Origin of the sequence: Stenotrophomonas sp. STM01 (assembly GCF_014852135.1) — a bacterium.
In the GTDB taxonomy this organism is placed as follows: domain Bacteria; phylum Pseudomonadota; class Gammaproteobacteria; order Xanthomonadales; family Xanthomonadaceae; genus Stenotrophomonas; species Stenotrophomonas capsici.
Window position 1 is genome coordinate 762,636 of sequence record NZ_JACVBA010000001.1, and the last position, 13,967, is coordinate 776,602.

Annotated in this window: 18 protein-coding genes; 14 read left to right on the forward strand and 4 right to left on the reverse strand. The window is 68.9% G+C overall.

The genetic code is table 11. From position 1 onward, the window contains the following. Positions 1-15: 15 nt before the first annotated feature. On the reverse strand, positions 16-549 hold the full coding sequence (locus tag IB227_RS03480) for a peroxidase-related enzyme (protein ID WP_132864519.1): 534 nt from the start codon (positions 547-549) through the stop codon (positions 16-18). Positions 550-667: 118 nt separating this feature from the next. On the opposite strand from IB227_RS03480, the gene IB227_RS03485 reads away from it, so the two are divergent. Next, on the forward strand, positions 668-1,600 hold the full coding sequence (locus tag IB227_RS03485; RefSeq protein WP_192286319.1) for an AraC family transcriptional regulator: 933 nt from the start codon (positions 668-670) through the stop codon (positions 1,598-1,600). Here the strand turns inward: IB227_RS03485 and IB227_RS03490 are convergent. Beyond that, on the reverse strand, positions 1,579-2,031 hold the full coding sequence (locus tag IB227_RS03490) for a copper chaperone PCu(A)C (protein ID WP_192286320.1): 453 nt from the start codon (positions 2,029-2,031) through the stop codon (positions 1,579-1,581). The genes IB227_RS03485 and IB227_RS03490 overlap by 22 nt on opposite strands. 37 nt (positions 2,032-2,068) lie before the next feature. On the opposite strand from IB227_RS03490, the gene IB227_RS03495 reads away from it, so the two are divergent. The 4 genes from IB227_RS03495 to IB227_RS03510 all read left to right on the forward strand — a co-directional run bounded on the left by IB227_RS03495 (position 2,069) and on the right by IB227_RS03510 (position 5,655). Beyond that, entirely contained in the window at positions 2,069-2,851 is a 783-nt protein-coding gene (locus IB227_RS03495) for an enoyl-CoA hydratase/isomerase family protein (RefSeq protein ID WP_132864522.1), read from the forward strand. Between the two features lie 67 nt (positions 2,852-2,918). Beyond that, positions 2,919-3,818, forward strand: coding sequence for an acyl-CoA thioesterase II (gene tesB, locus IB227_RS03500; RefSeq protein ID WP_132864523.1), 900 nt, complete (start codon positions 2,919-2,921; stop codon positions 3,816-3,818). Positions 3,819-3,821: 3 nt separating this feature from the next. Then, complete coding sequence (locus tag IB227_RS03505; protein ID WP_132864524.1) at positions 3,822-4,331, forward strand: DUF2007 domain-containing protein; 510 nt, start codon at positions 3,822-3,824, stop codon at positions 4,329-4,331. Between the two features lie 124 nt (positions 4,332-4,455). Beyond that, positions 4,456-5,655: a sigma-70 family RNA polymerase sigma factor gene (locus IB227_RS03510; protein WP_192286321.1), complete on the forward strand. Its 1,200-nt coding sequence runs from the start codon at positions 4,456-4,458 to the stop codon at positions 5,653-5,655. Positions 5,656-5,722: 67 nt separating this feature from the next. Here the strand turns inward: IB227_RS03510 and IB227_RS03515 are convergent, their stop codons facing one another. Next, complete coding sequence (locus IB227_RS03515) at positions 5,723-6,298, reverse strand: EF-hand domain-containing protein (protein WP_192286322.1); 576 nt, start codon at positions 6,296-6,298, stop codon at positions 5,723-5,725. Between the two features lie 150 nt (positions 6,299-6,448). On the opposite strand from IB227_RS03515, the gene IB227_RS03520 reads away from it, so the two are divergent. The 3 genes from IB227_RS03520 to IB227_RS03530 all read left to right on the forward strand — a co-directional run bounded on the left by IB227_RS03520 (position 6,449) and on the right by IB227_RS03530 (position 8,971). Continuing rightward, complete coding sequence (locus tag IB227_RS03520; protein WP_132864527.1) at positions 6,449-7,210, forward strand: arginyltransferase; 762 nt, start codon at positions 6,449-6,451, stop codon at positions 7,208-7,210. 94 nt (positions 7,211-7,304) lie between these two features. Continuing rightward, entirely contained in the window at positions 7,305-7,682 is a 378-nt protein-coding gene (locus IB227_RS03525) for a hypothetical protein (protein WP_192286323.1), read from the forward strand. A gap of 116 nt (positions 7,683-7,798) precedes the next feature. Beyond that, a complete protein-coding gene (locus tag IB227_RS03530) occupies positions 7,799-8,971 on the forward strand; it encodes an endonuclease/exonuclease/phosphatase family protein (RefSeq protein WP_225591691.1) in 1,173 nt (390 codons plus the stop codon). Between the two features lie 207 nt (positions 8,972-9,178). Here the strand turns inward: IB227_RS03530 and purT are convergent, their stop codons facing one another. Then, a complete protein-coding gene (gene purT, locus IB227_RS03535) occupies positions 9,179-10,363 on the reverse strand; it encodes a formate-dependent phosphoribosylglycinamide formyltransferase (protein WP_192286325.1) in 1,185 nt (394 codons plus the stop codon). 213 nt (positions 10,364-10,576) lie between these two features. Between purT and IB227_RS03540 the strand changes: the two genes are divergently transcribed. Genes IB227_RS03540 through IB227_RS03565 form a run of 6 tightly spaced genes read left to right on the forward strand, consistent with a single transcriptional unit; the run spans position 10,577 to position 13,966 of the window. Further along, positions 10,577-11,458 (forward strand): SPFH domain-containing protein, encoded by an 882-nt coding sequence (locus tag IB227_RS03540; RefSeq protein ID WP_132864531.1) that lies wholly within the window; start codon positions 10,577-10,579, stop codon positions 11,456-11,458. Between the two features lie 10 nt (positions 11,459-11,468). Next, positions 11,469-11,753, forward strand: a complete 285-nt coding sequence (locus tag IB227_RS03545; protein ID WP_192286326.1) for a hypothetical protein — start codon at positions 11,469-11,471, stop codon at positions 11,751-11,753. Further along, the gene (locus tag IB227_RS03550; RefSeq protein WP_132864533.1) at positions 11,750-11,932 is read left to right on the forward strand and encodes an Arc family DNA binding domain-containing protein; all 183 of its coding nucleotides are present in this window, start codon (positions 11,750-11,752) and stop codon (positions 11,930-11,932) included. Before IB227_RS03545 ends, IB227_RS03550 begins: the two co-directional genes overlap by 4 nt. Next, a complete protein-coding gene (locus IB227_RS03555) occupies positions 11,929-12,111 on the forward strand; it encodes a DUF4177 domain-containing protein (RefSeq protein ID WP_132864534.1) in 183 nt (60 codons plus the stop codon). The genes IB227_RS03550 and IB227_RS03555 overlap by 4 nt, the downstream gene beginning before the upstream one ends. Next, positions 12,111-13,403 carry an alpha/beta fold hydrolase gene (locus tag IB227_RS03560; protein WP_225591579.1) on the forward strand — a complete coding sequence of 431 codons (1,293 nt, stop codon included), beginning with the start codon at positions 12,111-12,113 and terminating at the stop codon, positions 13,401-13,403. Before IB227_RS03555 ends, IB227_RS03560 begins: the two co-directional genes overlap by 1 nt. Continuing rightward, a complete protein-coding gene (locus tag IB227_RS03565) occupies positions 13,400-13,966 on the forward strand; it encodes a PH domain-containing protein (RefSeq protein WP_192286327.1) in 567 nt (188 codons plus the stop codon). Before IB227_RS03560 ends, IB227_RS03565 begins: the two co-directional genes overlap by 4 nt. Position 13,967: the final 1 nt, after the last annotated feature.

Consider the following 13,967-nt stretch of genomic DNA (forward strand, 5'->3'; position numbering starts at 1 on the left):
CAGCAGCGCCCCCCGTTACTTCAACGCCACCTTCGGGAAATCCACCGGCACATCCAGCGCCACGTTGATGTAGTTGGTGAACAGGTTGAGCGCGACGTGGGCCAGGATCTCCACGATCTGCCCGTCATCGAATCCGGCCCCACGCAGGTGCGCGACATCCGTGTCGGTGAGCTGCGCACGCTGCTCCACCACCTTCAGCGCAAACGCCAGCGCCGCCGCGGTACGGGCATCACGGGAGCGACCAAGCTGCGCCTCGGCCATGTCGGTGGCGGTCGCGCCGGCCTGCTGGCCGAGCACGGTATGGGCGGCCAGGCAGTACTCGCATCGGTTGCGGTTGGCGATGGCCACGGCGATCTGCTCACCCAGGCGCGCGCCGAGCGTGCCCTTGCCCAAGGCACCGAAAGCGGCCCACATGCTCTGCAGTGCGGCCGGGGAGTTGGCAACGGCCTTGAACATGTTCGGGGTGGCGCCGAAGGCCTGCTGGATCTGGGCGAGCAGCGGCTGGCTGGCGGCGGGAGCGGATTGGGACTGAAGGCTGACACGGGACATGGTGATCTCCTGATCGGTGGGGTGGGACGCATCGGGCGGGCTGCCCGTGGAGCCAGTCTCCGCCATCCGAACGGATCATTTGATACGATTCGTACGCCAAACAAACCAATTGATACAAATGAACGCCACTCCCCCGATGGATCGGCTGGCCGGCATCCTGGACAACTTCCGCTTCCGGGCGCGGCTGTACCACTCGGGCCCCCTGTGCGGACTCACCCATTTCGACGCCGGCCAAGGCCACGCCTTCCTGCACGTGCTGCGCCGCGGCCAGCTCGAGGTCAGCCACCCGGGCCGCCGCGACCTGCCGGAGCGGATGCATTTCGATGTCCCCAGCCTGCTGTTCTATCCCCGTCCGCTGACCCACCGGTTCCACAACCCGCCCCGCGACGGTGCCGACTTCACCTGTGCCCGGCTGGACTTCGATGGCGGCCTGGCCCATCCGCTGGTCCGGGGGCTGCCGCCACTGGTCGCGCTGCCACTGGACCGGGTACCCGGACTGGCGCTGTCACTGGAGCTGCTGTTCGCCGAAACCGACCAGGCACGCTGTGGACAGCGCCTGCTGACCGACCGCCTGTTCGAGGTCGTGGTCATCCAGCTACTACGCTGGTTGCTTGATCACCCGGAGGAAGCGGGCATCCGTCCCGGCTTCATCACCGGCCTGTCCGAGCCGCGGCTGGCCCGTGCGCTGGTGGCGATGCATGACACGCCGGGCCATCCATGGACACTGGCACGCATGGCCGAACGCGCCGGCATGTCACGCACCACCTTCGCCAACACCTTTCGCACGTGGGTCGGGCAGACCCCGGCCGACTACCTGACCGATTGGCGCATCGCGCTGGCGCAACGCGACCTGCGGCGTGGCCGGCCGATCACCGCGCTGGCCGAAGAGCTGGGGTATGCCAATGCCTCGGCGCTGTCCCGCGCCTTCACCGCGAAGGTGGGCGCATCACCGCGCGACTGGATGAAGCAGGTGCGGCACGCCCACCAGGCGGCTCCCAGCCCGGACGCGGATCCAGTTGCGTGGGGCGGTCAGGGCTGCCCCGGCGCCTGACGCCGCACCTGCAAGGTGCCGTCCACCCTGGCCCCGTCCTCCAGGCTCAGCCGCAGGGGCACCTGCGTGCCCTCGGCCAGCGTCAGCGCAGGCTGCATCAACATCAGGTGCAGGCCACCGGGCTTGAGCTCCACCGTCGCCCCGGCCGGGATCGGCAGCCGCGCCACCTCGCGCATCCGGCTGACCCCCTGCACCTGCGTGGTTTCATGCAACGACACCTCGCCGAACGCGCGGCTGCCCGCGGCCACCACCACCACCTCGGTACGGCAGTCGTTGCGGAGGCGCGCGTAACCGGCCGTCATCGGCATGGCGCCCGGTGGCAGCCGCGCCCAGCCATCGGTGATCGTCACGCAGGCCGGCGCGCGCGTTTGAGCCGCGGCCCCGAACCCACACAGGCCCAACAGTACGCACACGAATGGTTTGGTTATCATCGAAACCACGACTCCCTGCCGTACGAGAAACCGCAGCATGACCACGCTCATCGAAGTGATCAACCATGGCCCCATCCGCGAACTGCGCCTGGCCCGGCCGCCGGTCAACGCGCTGGACACCGAGCTTTGCCGGTCGCTGATCGCCGCGCTGAGCCAGGCCATGGCCGAGGACGTGCAGGGCATCGTGCTGTCCGGCAGCGAACGTATCTTCACCGGCGGCATGGACGTGCCGTACCTGCTGCGCCATGGCCAGGACAAGCACAAGCTGCTGGACAGCTGGCAGGCCTTCTTCGGCGCCGCCCGCACGTTGGCCGAAAGCCGCATCCCGGTGGCGGCGGCATTGACCGGCCACTCGCCGGCCGGCGGCTGCGTGCTGGCGCTGTGCTGCGACTACCGGGTGATGGCACGCAGCGTTGACCCGGCCAAGCCCTATGTGATCGGCCTGAACGAAGTACAGGTCGGCCTGGTCGCGCCGGAAGGCATCCAGCGCCTGATGCGGCGCGTGGTCGGCACCCACCGTGCCGGCGTGCTGCTGGCCGGCGGCCAGCTGGTCACCGCCGAGCGGGCGCTGGAGATCGGCCTGGTCGATGAACTGGCCAATGGTGCCGACGCGGTCGTCGCGCAGGCGGTTGCCTGGCTGCAGGCACAGCTCAAGCTGCCGCGCCAGCCGATGCTGCAGACCCGCGCCATCGCCCGCGCCGACCTGCACGACGCCATGCAGCCGGAGCACATCCAGCTTGAGCGGTTCGTCGAGGCCTGGTACTCGGCCGACGCCCAGGGCGCGCTGCAGGCGCTGGCCGCACGCCTGGGCAAGAACTGAGCCCCGCCGGCGGGCGGCGCGCTGCCGCCCGCTATAATCGCGGCCTGTCGAACCGAAGGCCGCCGTCTTGTCCGCCAATGCCGAACCCGTTGTCCCCGAACTGATTGACCTGTTGTCGCTGGAGCGGCTGGAGGACAACCTATTCCGTGGCCAGAGCCGCGATATCGGCACCAAGTACGTGTTCGGCGGGCAGGTGCTGGGACAGGCGCTGGCCGCCGCCCAGGCCACCATCGACAACGGCCGCCACGTGCATTCGCTGCATGCCTATTTCCTGCGTGCCGGCAACATCGACCACCCGATCATCTACGACGTGGACCGCACCCGCGACGGCGGCAGCTTCTCGGTGCGCCGCGTCACCGCGATCCAGCACGGCAAGGTGATCTTCTTCTGCGCGGCCTCCTTCCAGCAGGCCGAACGCGGCGCCGAGCACCAGCACAAGATGCCGGAGGTGCCGGCACCGGAAGACATCGAGCCCAACCGCCCGCTGCCGGCCGACGTGCTCGAGCGGCTGCCGGTGAAGGTGCAGCGCTGGCTTTCGCGCGGCGGCCCGTTCGAGTTCCGCCATGTCTATCCGCGCGACGAACTGCACCCGCCCAAGCGCCCGCCCTACCACCAGGTGTGGCTGCGACTGAACGAAAAGGTCGGCGATGCACCGGAGCTGCACCAGGCATTGCTGGCCTATGCCTCCGACTTCCACCTGCTCGGCACCGCCACGTTCCCGCACGGCATCAGCTACTACCAGCCGCACGTGCAGATGGCCTCGCTGGACCATGCCATCTGGTTCCATCGCCCGTTCCGGGTCGACGACTGGCTGCTGTACTCGCTGGACAGCCCGAGCGCACAGGACGCGCGCGGCCTGGCGCGGGGCCAGTTCTTCACCCGTGACGGCGTGCTGGTGGCCAGCACCGCGCAGGAAGGCTTGATCCGCGTCACGCCTTCCACCGGCGCCGATGGCGGCAAGGAGTAAGCCATGCGCAAGATCTTCAGCAGCCAGCGCGTGGAGAACGCCGAGGCGGTGGCGCAGATGCTGCGCGATGCCGACATCGAGGTCCGCGTCACCAACGGCCACTCGTACCACAGCAAGCGCCGCGGCCAGTTCAGTTACCTTGACAAGAGCGACGGGACCAACCATCCCGCGGTGTGGGTGGTGCATGCCAATGACCAGCCGCGTGCGCGCGAGATCCTGCGCGGCGCCAACCTGCTGCAGACCACCCGTACCGACCATCCCGTCGCCGAGTACGCATTCCGCGAAATGCCGCAGCAGGAAAGCGGCGGCCGCGGCTGGGCATGGCGCATCCGCATCATCCTGCTGGCGGTGATCGCCGGCGTGGTGCTGCTGATGATGCTGCGCCGGCAGGCCGCGCCCACCCCGCCAGCACCGGCGCCCGCCCCGCAGGCCCAGCCCGCGGCGCCGCAGGCGCCGGAGGAAGTACGCGTGCGGATCCAGCCGACCACCGCGCCGGACGCCGGCAAGAAGTAACCCGGATCCGAAACGGGGAAACGCCAGTGCCACCACCCTGCCCGGCCTTCTCCCCGTTTCCCCGTCCCCGGTCACATCCAGCGCTGGCCTGCGTCATGTATTGCGAACCCCGAGGGAAGCGCCCATGACCACCGCCACGCTGGACACCCTGCTGCAACAGGAACTGCCCGCCGCCCGCCGCGGCTGCACCCGCTCCTACGGGCGCATCGTGCTGGGTTGCCAGAACACGGTGACCGCCATCGCCCTGGCGATCACCCGCGACGTGCAGGCCAGCGAGGACATCGCCCAGGAGGCCTTCATCAAGGCCTGGCAGCAGCTCAACCAACTCAACAACGGCGCCAGCTTCCTGCCGTGGCTGCGCCAGATCACCCGCAACCTGGCCCGGGACTGGCTGCGAGCCAACCACAACCGCCCCCTCAGCGGCGAGGCCGCCGAGATCGCCATCGGCATGGCCGCCGACCCCGCACCGGATGCGGTCGAGGCAATGAGCCGCGTCGAAGAGGAACTGGTCGCCGAGGAAATCATCTCGGCCCTGCCCGAGGACAGCCGCGAGACCCTGCTGCTGTTCTACCGCGAAGGACAGAGCTCGCAGCAGGTCGCACGGCTGCTGGGCCTGAGCGATGCCGCCGTGCGCAAGCGCTTGTCGCGTGCCCGCGCCACCGTGCGCGACGAACTGCTCAAGCGCTTCGGCGAGTTCGCCCGCAGCACCGCGCCGGGCACAGCCTTTGCCGCGGCGGTCTGCTCGACGGTGATGCTGGCCGCGCCCGGCACCGCCAGCGCCATCGTGGTCGGGACCGCCGCCGGCGCCGGCAAGCTGGGGGCCAGTGGCCTGGGCACGACCACCCTCGGTGGCGGTGCCGCCGCCGGCACGCTCGGGGCGGCGGTGAACACCCTGATGCCCAACTCCCACGACATTCTGCTGGTCATCGGCAGCATCGCGTTCGGCATGCTGTCGGCCTACCTGTCCAGCCTCTACCTGCTGCGCTATGCCGAGACCGCGCAGGAGCGCACGCAGTTGCGCCGTTTCCTGCGCCTGCATGTCACCACTGCCTTCCTGTTCTGCACCAGCACGATGGCGACGGTGCTGCTGCGGATGGGCCCCTTGCCCGGGGTGCTGGTCATCGCCGTGGGCATGACCGTGCTGAACTACCAGTACCTGGTCAGCCTGCCGCGGGTGATGGCGCCGATGCTGGCGCGCGACGCCGCGCGCCACGGCCGCCGTGGCCCGACCTGGGTCTATCGCAGCCTGTTCGGCCGCAGTGCGGTGGTTGGCGCGTCGCTGCTCGTGGTGGTCGCGGTGGCGTACGCCTTGATGGGCAACTGAGGCCGGACATGAAACACCCCCGCTGTTGCCAGCGGGGGTGCTGTCGATCGGCGCCTCTCCGGAAGGGTTACTTCGCAGCCGGAGCCTGCGGCGGCATCGGACCGCGCGGGCCGCGCGACCGCTCCTTGCCGCGTGCTGCGTCCAGTTCGGCCTGGCTCAACTTGCCGTCCTTGTCGGTGTCGGCCTGGTTGAACCATTCGGTGCGGCGCTGCTCGGCGCGGGCCTGGCGGTCGGCCTGGTCGATGAAGCCGTCCTTGTTGACGTCGAGACGGTCGAAGTGGGCCCGGTATTCGGCGGCGCTGATCCGGCCGTCATTGTCGGTGTCCATGCCGCGCAGCATGAAGCCATCACGTCCGCCGTGGCCCGCATGGCCATGGCCGCCCCGGCCATGCCGGCCGGCGAAACGCGGGGCCGGTAGCTCCTCGCGCGACAGCTTGCCATCCTTGTTCTTGTCCAGCTCGTCGAAGCGCTGGGCCAGGCGCGGGTGCGAGGCGGCTTCCTGGCGATCGATCACGCCATCACCGTTGGCATCCATGCGCGGCGGCGTGGGCCGCTGGCCGGCGGGACTGGCAGCCAGTGCAACACCGGTGGCCGACGTGGCCAGCAGCAGGGCCAGCAGGAGGAAGGGCTTGCGTTGGGTCATGGTGCGACTCCGTTGGTGGAAGAACGGACGCGACAGTGCGTCCTCGCTACCGTCAACGCGCGGGGGAAGCACCGGTTGACGCCTCCACCGGCGATATTCATCGGGCAGACAGACGCAGGTTCTGCGACGACGCGGGGCTATGCTTGCCCCATGGCAGTACATGACGAAACCAATCAGGAACTACGCCTGTTCCAGACCGGTGAACACCCCTGCGGCTACTGGCCGGAGCGGCAGGCGCGCGATCTCGTGCTCGATCCCCAGGACGAGCGCCTGGGCACGCTGTACCCGATGGCCTTGAGCTGGGGCTTCCGCCGCTCCGGCGACCTGGTCTACCGCCCGCACTGCCAGAACTGCCGTGCCTGCGTGCCGGTGCGCATCCCGGTGGCGCGCTTCGCGCCGGACCGCAGCCAGCGCCGCTGCCTGGCCCGCAACGCCGACCTGGAATGCCGGGTGCTGCCGGCCGAACGCACCGACGAGCAGTTCGCGCTCTACCAGCGCTACCTGCAGCACCGCCATGCCCGTGGCGGCATGGATGACCATGGCCCACACGAGTTCGACCAGTTCCTGATCGGCAGCTGGTCGCACGGGCGCTTCATGGAGATCCGCAGCCCGACCGTGGACCACCAGCGCGGCCGGCTGCTGGGCGTGGCGGTGACCGACGTCACCGAACTTGGCCTGTCGGCGGTGTACACCTTCTTCGACCCGGAGCAGGACAAGCGCAGCCTGGGCACCTTCGCGATCCTGCAGCAGATCGCCTGGGCCCAGCGCGGTGGCCTGCCCCACCTGTACCTGGGCTACTGGATCCACGGCCATCGCAAGATGGACTACAAGCGCCGCTACCATCCGCTGGAGTATTTCGACGGGCGGCACTGGCGGCAGGCCGATCCGGGGAACGAAGCGTTGCAGTCTTGATTTGAATTTAACCAAAGTTCACGCAAAGTTACGCCCGTCGCCGCGGACCTCGCGGCGGCCAAAAGGAAGAACCCCTGTCCAACTGGAGCTATGCGTGAAGATCAAGATCCTGGCTGTTGCCGCTTTTGCCGTCCTGTCCCTGGCCGCCTGCAAGAAGGCCGAGACGCCTGCCGACCCGGCAGCCCCCGCAGCTCCGGCCGCCTCCGCCCCGGCCGCCGTCACCCCGGCGCCGACCACCGACACCGTTGATGCCGGCACCGGCGTCCCGGAATGCGACCAGTACCTGGAGAAGGTCTACGCCTGCATCAGTGACAAGGTTCCCGAAGCCCAGCGCGACATGATGAAGCAGGGCATCGAGCAGTCGAAGAACGCCTGGAAGGGCATCGCCGACAAGACCGCCCTGGCCGCCCAGTGCAAGACCGCCATGGACCAGGCCAAGACCAGCTTCGGCGCCATGGGCTGCACGTTCTGATCCCACGCTGAGCCGGACCTCGGACGCCCCGCCCCCGCGGGGCGTTCGTGCTTCTCGTACCGGTCATGAGGTCGTGAGAAAATGCCCGGATGCGCATTCCCACTTTCCTGCTCCCCATGACCCTGCTGCTGGCAGCCTGTTCCACCTCCGCGAACACCGCCAGCGTGCCCTCTTCCGCCGACCACCTGCGGCTGGCCACGTACAACACCTCGCTGTACTCCGACGAGGAAGGCGGCCTGATCCGCGAACTGCAGGGCGACAGCGCCCATGCACGCAAGATCGCCGCGGTGCTGCAACAGGCGCGCCCGGACCTGGTGCTGCTCAACGAGTTCGACTTCGACCCGGCCCACCGGGCCGCCGAGCTGTTCCAGCAGCGCTACCTCGAAGTGGCCCAGCCCGGTGGCGGCGAACCGCTGCACTACCCCTACCGCTACCTGGCACCGGTCAACACCGGCGTGCCCAGCGGCCTGGACCTGGACAACAACGGCAGCGTCGGCGGCACCGGCCGCGAGCGTGGCAACGATGCGTGGGGCTACGGCCTGCACCCGGGCCAGTACGGCATGCTAGTGCTGTCCCGCTACCCCATCGACGAGAAGCACGTACGCAGCTTCCAGCTGCTGAAGTGGAGCGCCATGCCCGGCGCGCTGCGCCCGACCGAGCCGGGCACCGGCAAATCGTTCTGGCCCGATGCGGTGTGGTCACAGCTGCGCCTGTCGTCCAAGTCGCACTGGGACGTTCCGGTGGAAACCCCGCTGGGCACCGTGCATGTGCTGGCCTCCCACCCCACCCCGCCGGTGTTCGATGGCAAGGAGAAGCGCAACGCCGCACGCAACCATGACGAGCTGCGGCTGTGGAAGGACTATCTCGATGGCGGCAACGACGCCTGGCTGTGCGACGACCAGGGCCGCTGCGGCGGGCTGGCCGCCGATGCGCGGTTCGTGATCGTCGGCGACATGAACAACGACCCGGTCGATGGCGACGGCCGCCACGACGCCATCCTCGAACTGCTCGAGCATCCGCGCGTGCTGCGCTACCCCACGCCGAGCAGCGAGGGCGCGCGCGAGACCAGCCTGGCCTATGCCGAAAAGGGCCTGGTCCGGCGCGGCGCACCGCAGCACGCCACCGGTGATTTCGGCCCGCGCTCGGGCACGATGCGCCTGGACTACGTGCTGCCATCCACGGGTTTCAGCTACATCGGCAGCGGCGTGTTCTGGCCGGCCAACGCCAGCCCCGAGGCGAAGATCGCCGACGGCAGCGACCACCATCTGGTCTGGGTGGACGTGCACTGAGGGCTTACGGAAAACGCCGGCGGAAGCCGGCGTTTCTTGTTGCGGCAAGGCCAACGGCTTACCCCTCCCCCGCCCTCCCCTTGGCGGCGCCATAGGGAGGCGGCGGTTCTGCGCGGCGCTTCAGGCTGCAACGAACCCTGCTTTTGCCCCTCCCTTTGGCACAACCAAGGGGAGGGTTCGGGAGGGGGCTCCAAAAACGCGCTCAGCTCAGCGCAGCTCAATCCCGATCGCAGCCGCCGCATCGCGCGCGATCGCACGCGCCTGGTCCACGTCGGCCGCGCGTGCCAGGGTGACGCCGACGCGGCGCTGGCCCTGCACCATCGGCTTGCCGAACAGGCGCAGCGCCGAATCCGGGTGCAGCAGCGCTTCGGCCACGTTGCTGAAGAACGGCACGCCGTTGCCCTGCGCCAGCATCGCGCACGAGGCCGATGCGCCGAGGTGACGGATCACCGGGATAGGCAGGCCCAGGATCGCGCGGGCATGCAGCGCGAACTCACTGAGCTCCTGCGATACCAGCGTGACCAGGCCGGTGTCGTGCGGACGCGGCGAGACCTCGCTGAACCAGACATCGTCGCCCTTCACGAACAGCTCCACGCCGAACAGGCCCCAGCCACCGAGGTCGTCGGTGATGGCGCGGGCAATCTGCTGCGCGCGCTCCAGCGCCTTGGGCGACATCGCCTGCGGCTGCCAGCTTTCGCGGTAGTCACCGTCGCGCTGCAAGTGCCCGACCGGATCGCAGAACGACGTGCCGCCGGCATGCCGCACGGTCAGCAGGGTGATCTCGTACTCGAAGTCGATGAAGCCCTCGACGATGCAGCGACCGGCACCGGCGCGGCCGCCGGTCTGCGCGTAGTCCCACGCCGGGCCGATGTCGGCCTCGCTGCGCAACGTGCTCTGGCCCTTGCCCGAGGACGACATCACCGGCTTGACCACGCACGGCAGGCCGATCGCGGCCACCGCATCGCGGTATTCGGCCTCGGTATCGACGAAACGGTACGGCGAGGTCGGCAGGCCCAGCGTCTCGGCTGCCAGCCGGCGGATGCCCTCGCGGTCCATGGTCAGGCGCGCGGCGCGGGCGGTCGGGATCACCCGCAGGCCCTGTTCGGCTTCCAGCTGCACCAGGGTTTCGGTGTGGATGGCCTCGATCTCCGGCACGACCAGATGCGGCTGCTCCTGGGCAATCACGGCCTTCAGCGCCGCCGGGTCGAGCATGTCCAGCACGTGGCTGCGGTGCGCCACCTGCATGGCCGGCGCGTCGGCATAACGGTCGGCGGCAATCACTTCCACCCCGAAGCGCTGCAGCTCGATGGCGACTTCCTTGCCCAGTTCACCGGAGCCGAGCAGCAGGACACGGGTGGCGGAGGGCGACAGCGGGGTACCGAGCGTGGTCATCAGGCGATTCCGGGGGCAGGACCAAAAGGGATGCACATTCTAGGCAAGCCGGCCCTTGGGCGGGGGCCGCGCGCGCCGCACCGCCAGGCGGCCGGCGGCACGGGGTTCCGTCCACCACCCCGCTTCCGGGTGCCAATCCCGGCCGTCCGCGGGGCACTTGCTAATTGATATCAATTTGATATCTTCACACTCAACCACCACGGAAGACGTGCCATGAAAGAGAAGCCTCTCAGTTCGCTGTCCGGTATCCCCACCCTGCTTGGCACCCTCGCCCTGATGCTGGCGGGCACGGTCGCCATCATCTTCGCCGTGGTCCTGACCAAATCCGGCCTGGGCGGCGGCGGGTTGATGGTGCTTGCCGGCATCGTGCTGGTGACCGTCGGCATCTTCCTCAGCTGCGGCCTGTATATGGTCCAGCCCAACCAGGCCGCGGTGCTCAGCCTGTTCGGCAAGTACGTCGGCACGGTCAAGGACAACGGCCTGCGCTGGAACAACCCCTTCCTGACCAAGCGCAAGGTCAGCCAGCGCGTGCGCAACTTCGAGAGCGGCAAGCTCAAGGTCAACGAGCTGGACGGCTCGCCCATCGAGATCGCCGCGGTCATCGTCTGGCAGGTGGTCGATGCCTCCGAAGCGGTCTACAACGTCGATGACTACGAGAGCTTCGTGCACATCCAGTCCGAGTCGGCGCTGCGCGCGATGGCCACCAGCTACCCCTACGACCAGCACACCGACGGGCAGCTGGCCCTGCGCAGCCATGCCAGCGAGATCTCCCAGCACCTGAAGGACGAGTTGGCCGAACGCCTGGCCGATGCCGGCGTGCAGGTGCTCGATGCCCGCATCAGCCACCTGGCCTACGCGCCGGAAATCGCCCAGGCCATGCTGCAGCGCCAGCAGGCCAGCGCGGTGATCGCCGCACGCACGCAGATCGTGGCCGGGGCCGTCGGCATGGTCGAGATGGCCCTGGTCGAACTGCAGAAGAACGCCGTGGTCGAGCTGGACGAGGAGCGCAAGGCGCACATGGTCAGCAACCTGCTCACCGTGTTGTGCTCGGACCGCGGCACCCAGCCGATCGTCAATGCCGGCTCGCTGTACTGAGGATCTCCCGTTGAATGCCCTTGCCCCCCTGATCATCGCCGCCACCGGCATCCCCGCCCTGTGCTTCGCCGCCTGGAGCGGCCGCCCCGGCACCGCGCATGCGCGCGGACTGGGGCTGCGCTGGGCATTGATCGCGCTGTGCCTGTTCGTCGGCGCGGTTGGCGTGTACCTGGCCGGCGACAACCGCAACATCGCCTACGGCGTGGTGATCGCGCTGGTGATCGCGGTCAACGCGCTGGGCATCTCGCTGGTGGTGCACCTGCGCCGCGAGCGCAACGGAGTCCCCCGCAAGTGAGTGAGAAGAAGGCCTACCCGCTGCGCATCAACGCCGACGTACTGGCGGCGGCCCAGCGCTGGGCCGACGATGAGCTGCGCAGCCTCAACGCGCAGATCGAGTACGTGATCCGCGACGCCCTGCGCAAGGCCGGGCGTCTTCCCAGACCCGACGCTGACACGAAACAGGAAGACCCATGAGCAAGCAATGGAAGTACCTCGTCGTTGAAGTGAAGACCGGCCTGATGGGCGGCTTCAGGCATGAAGCACTGCAGGAAGAACTGGACAAGCAGGGCCGGCTCGGCTGGGAACTGGTCAACGTCGTGCACGCCACGCCGACGATTTCCTCGCCCACGCTTGTGTTCAAGAAGGAGCAATGATGAACACCGTGACGGCCTGGATTGCCGCGGCGATGCTCACCCTGTCCGGCAGTGCGTTCGCGGCGGAGCCGGAAGCATTGGCCACGCGCCTGCTCGACCAGCTCGACGCCGGTCAGTACGCCCAGGCCGAGGCCATGTTCTCGGCGCAGATGAAGGCTGTGGTCCCGGCCGACAAGCTCCGCGCGGTCTGGGAGTCGCTGCCGGCGCAGATGGGGGCCGCCACCGGCCGAGGCGATGCACGCACCAGCGAAGCCGACGGCGTGCGCATCGTGGTCATCCCGTTGCAGTACGCCAACGGCGCACTGCAGGCACGGGTCGCCCTGGACAGCGATGACCGGATCACCGGTTTCCTGGTCCAGCCGGCCGGCCCGCCAGCGGCCGCCGCGCCGGCCGCCGATGCGGCCTTCATCGAGCAGGACTTCCAGGTGCCTGCCAGTGCAGCGGGCAAGGCCGCCCTGCCCGGCACGCTGGCCCTGCCCAAGGGCAAGGGCCCGTTCCCGGCGCTGGTGCTGGTGCATGGCTCCGGCCCGCAGGACCGCGACGAAACCATCGGTTCCAATCGCCCGTTCCTGGACATCGCGCGCGGCCTGGCCGCACAGGGCATCGCGGTGCTGCGTTACGAGAAGCGCACCCATGCACGCCCACAGGAGTTCCAGGGCGCCTTCACCGTCGATGACGAAACCACCAACGATGCCGCTGCCGCGGTGCAGGCCCTGGCGGCCACGCCCGGCATCGATCCGCAACAGGTCTACCTGCTTGGCCACAGCCAAGGCGGCCTGCTCGCCGGCCGGATCGCCAGGGCCACCGACGGCAAGCTGGCCGGGCTGATCCTGCTGGCCGCACCGGTGCGGCCGATCCTGGACATCCTGGCCGAGCAGAACCGCTACCTGGCCAACCTCGACGGCAGTGTCAGCACCGATGAGCAGGCGCAGCTGGACGCACTGGACGCCGCCATCGCCCAGGTACGGCGTGATCCCGACGCCACGCTGATGAACCTGCCCGGGCGCTTCTGGCAGCAGCTGGAACAGGTCGACCCGGTCGCCGATGTCCGCGCTAGCGGCCTGCCGGTGCTGCTGTTGCAGGGTGGGCAGGACTTCCAGGTGGTCGATGCCGAGTGGCAGTTGTGGCGCAAGGGCCTGCAGGGCGAACGCTACCGGTTCCATCACTACCCCGCGCTCAATCACCTGGCCATCCGTGCCAGCGGCAAGCCGGCCCTGCAGGACTACCAGCAGCCCGGTCACGTCGATGCCGGCCTGATCAACGACATCGCCCGGTGGATCCACACCCGATGATCCCCCCGGCCCATGCCGCCGCCCACCCGATCCCGCTGGCCGCAGCGGGCCGCGGCGCGCTGTGGTGGCTGTGGGGGCCGATCCTGCTGGCCATCAGCCTCGAGCCGCTGCTCCGCCTGTTTGCCGGCAAATCCCCGGTCACCACCGCTTTCACCTCGTGGGGACCACTGGTGGTGCTGCCACTGCTGGCGCTTGCACTGAGCCTGCTCTACCGGCGTCGCTCGATCACGCTCGACGGCGGGCAACTGGACATCGTCAGCACGCTGTACCGCAAGCGCGTGGCGCTGAGCGAGTTGCGCCTGGACCGTGCACGCGCGGTCCGCTTCGACGAGTATCCGGACTTCAAGCCTGCATCCAAGGCCAATGGCTTCCAGTTCCCCGGCTTCCGCTCGGGCCACTTCCGCATGCCCGATGGCGGCAAGGCGTTTTGCCTGATCACCGACAACCAACGCGTGCTGGTGTTGCCACTGCGCGATGGTTCGGTCGTGCTGGTCAGTCCCGAGCAGCCCCGGCAGCTGCTCGATGAACTCCGCCGGCTGGCCGAGCGGCGTGTGCGCCCCTAAG

What these genes read in the sequence shown, in the direction of transcription:
- IB227_RS03515 (WP_192286322.1), bottom strand. Translation starts at nt 6,298, where the DNA reads ATGACCCAACGCAAGCCCTTCCTCCTGCTGGCCCTGCTGCTGGCCACG.
- IB227_RS03560 (WP_225591579.1), top strand. Translation starts at nt 12,111, where the DNA reads ATGAACACCGTGACGGCCTGGATTGCCGCGGCGATGCTCACCCTGTCC.
- IB227_RS03565 (WP_192286327.1), top strand. Translation starts at nt 13,400, where the DNA reads ATGATCCCCCCGGCCCATGCCGCCGCCCACCCGATCCCGCTGGCCGCA.
- IB227_RS03495 (WP_132864522.1), top strand. Translation starts at nt 2,069, where the DNA reads ATGACCACGCTCATCGAAGTGATCAACCATGGCCCCATCCGCGAACTG.
- IB227_RS03530 (WP_225591691.1), top strand. Translation starts at nt 7,799, where the DNA reads ATGACCCTGCTGCTGGCAGCCTGTTCCACCTCCGCGAACACCGCCAGC.
- IB227_RS03505 (WP_132864524.1), top strand. Translation starts at nt 3,822, where the DNA reads ATGCGCAAGATCTTCAGCAGCCAGCGCGTGGAGAACGCCGAGGCGGTG.
- IB227_RS03520 (WP_132864527.1), top strand. Translation starts at nt 6,449, where the DNA reads ATGGCAGTACATGACGAAACCAATCAGGAACTACGCCTGTTCCAGACC.
- IB227_RS03555 (WP_132864534.1), top strand. Translation starts at nt 11,929, where the DNA reads ATGAGCAAGCAATGGAAGTACCTCGTCGTTGAAGTGAAGACCGGCCTG.
- IB227_RS03490 (WP_192286320.1), bottom strand. Translation starts at nt 2,031, where the DNA reads ATGATAACCAAACCATTCGTGTGCGTACTGTTGGGCCTGTGTGGGTTC.
- purT (WP_192286325.1), bottom strand. Translation starts at nt 10,363, where the DNA reads ATGACCACGCTCGGTACCCCGCTGTCGCCCTCCGCCACCCGTGTCCTG.
- IB227_RS03480 (WP_132864519.1), bottom strand. Translation starts at nt 549, where the DNA reads ATGTCCCGTGTCAGCCTTCAGTCCCAATCCGCTCCCGCCGCCAGCCAG.
- IB227_RS03485 (WP_192286319.1), top strand. Translation starts at nt 668, where the DNA reads ATGAACGCCACTCCCCCGATGGATCGGCTGGCCGGCATCCTGGACAAC.
- IB227_RS03540 (WP_132864531.1), top strand. Translation starts at nt 10,577, where the DNA reads ATGAAAGAGAAGCCTCTCAGTTCGCTGTCCGGTATCCCCACCCTGCTT.
- IB227_RS03510 (WP_192286321.1), top strand. Translation starts at nt 4,456, where the DNA reads ATGACCACCGCCACGCTGGACACCCTGCTGCAACAGGAACTGCCCGCC.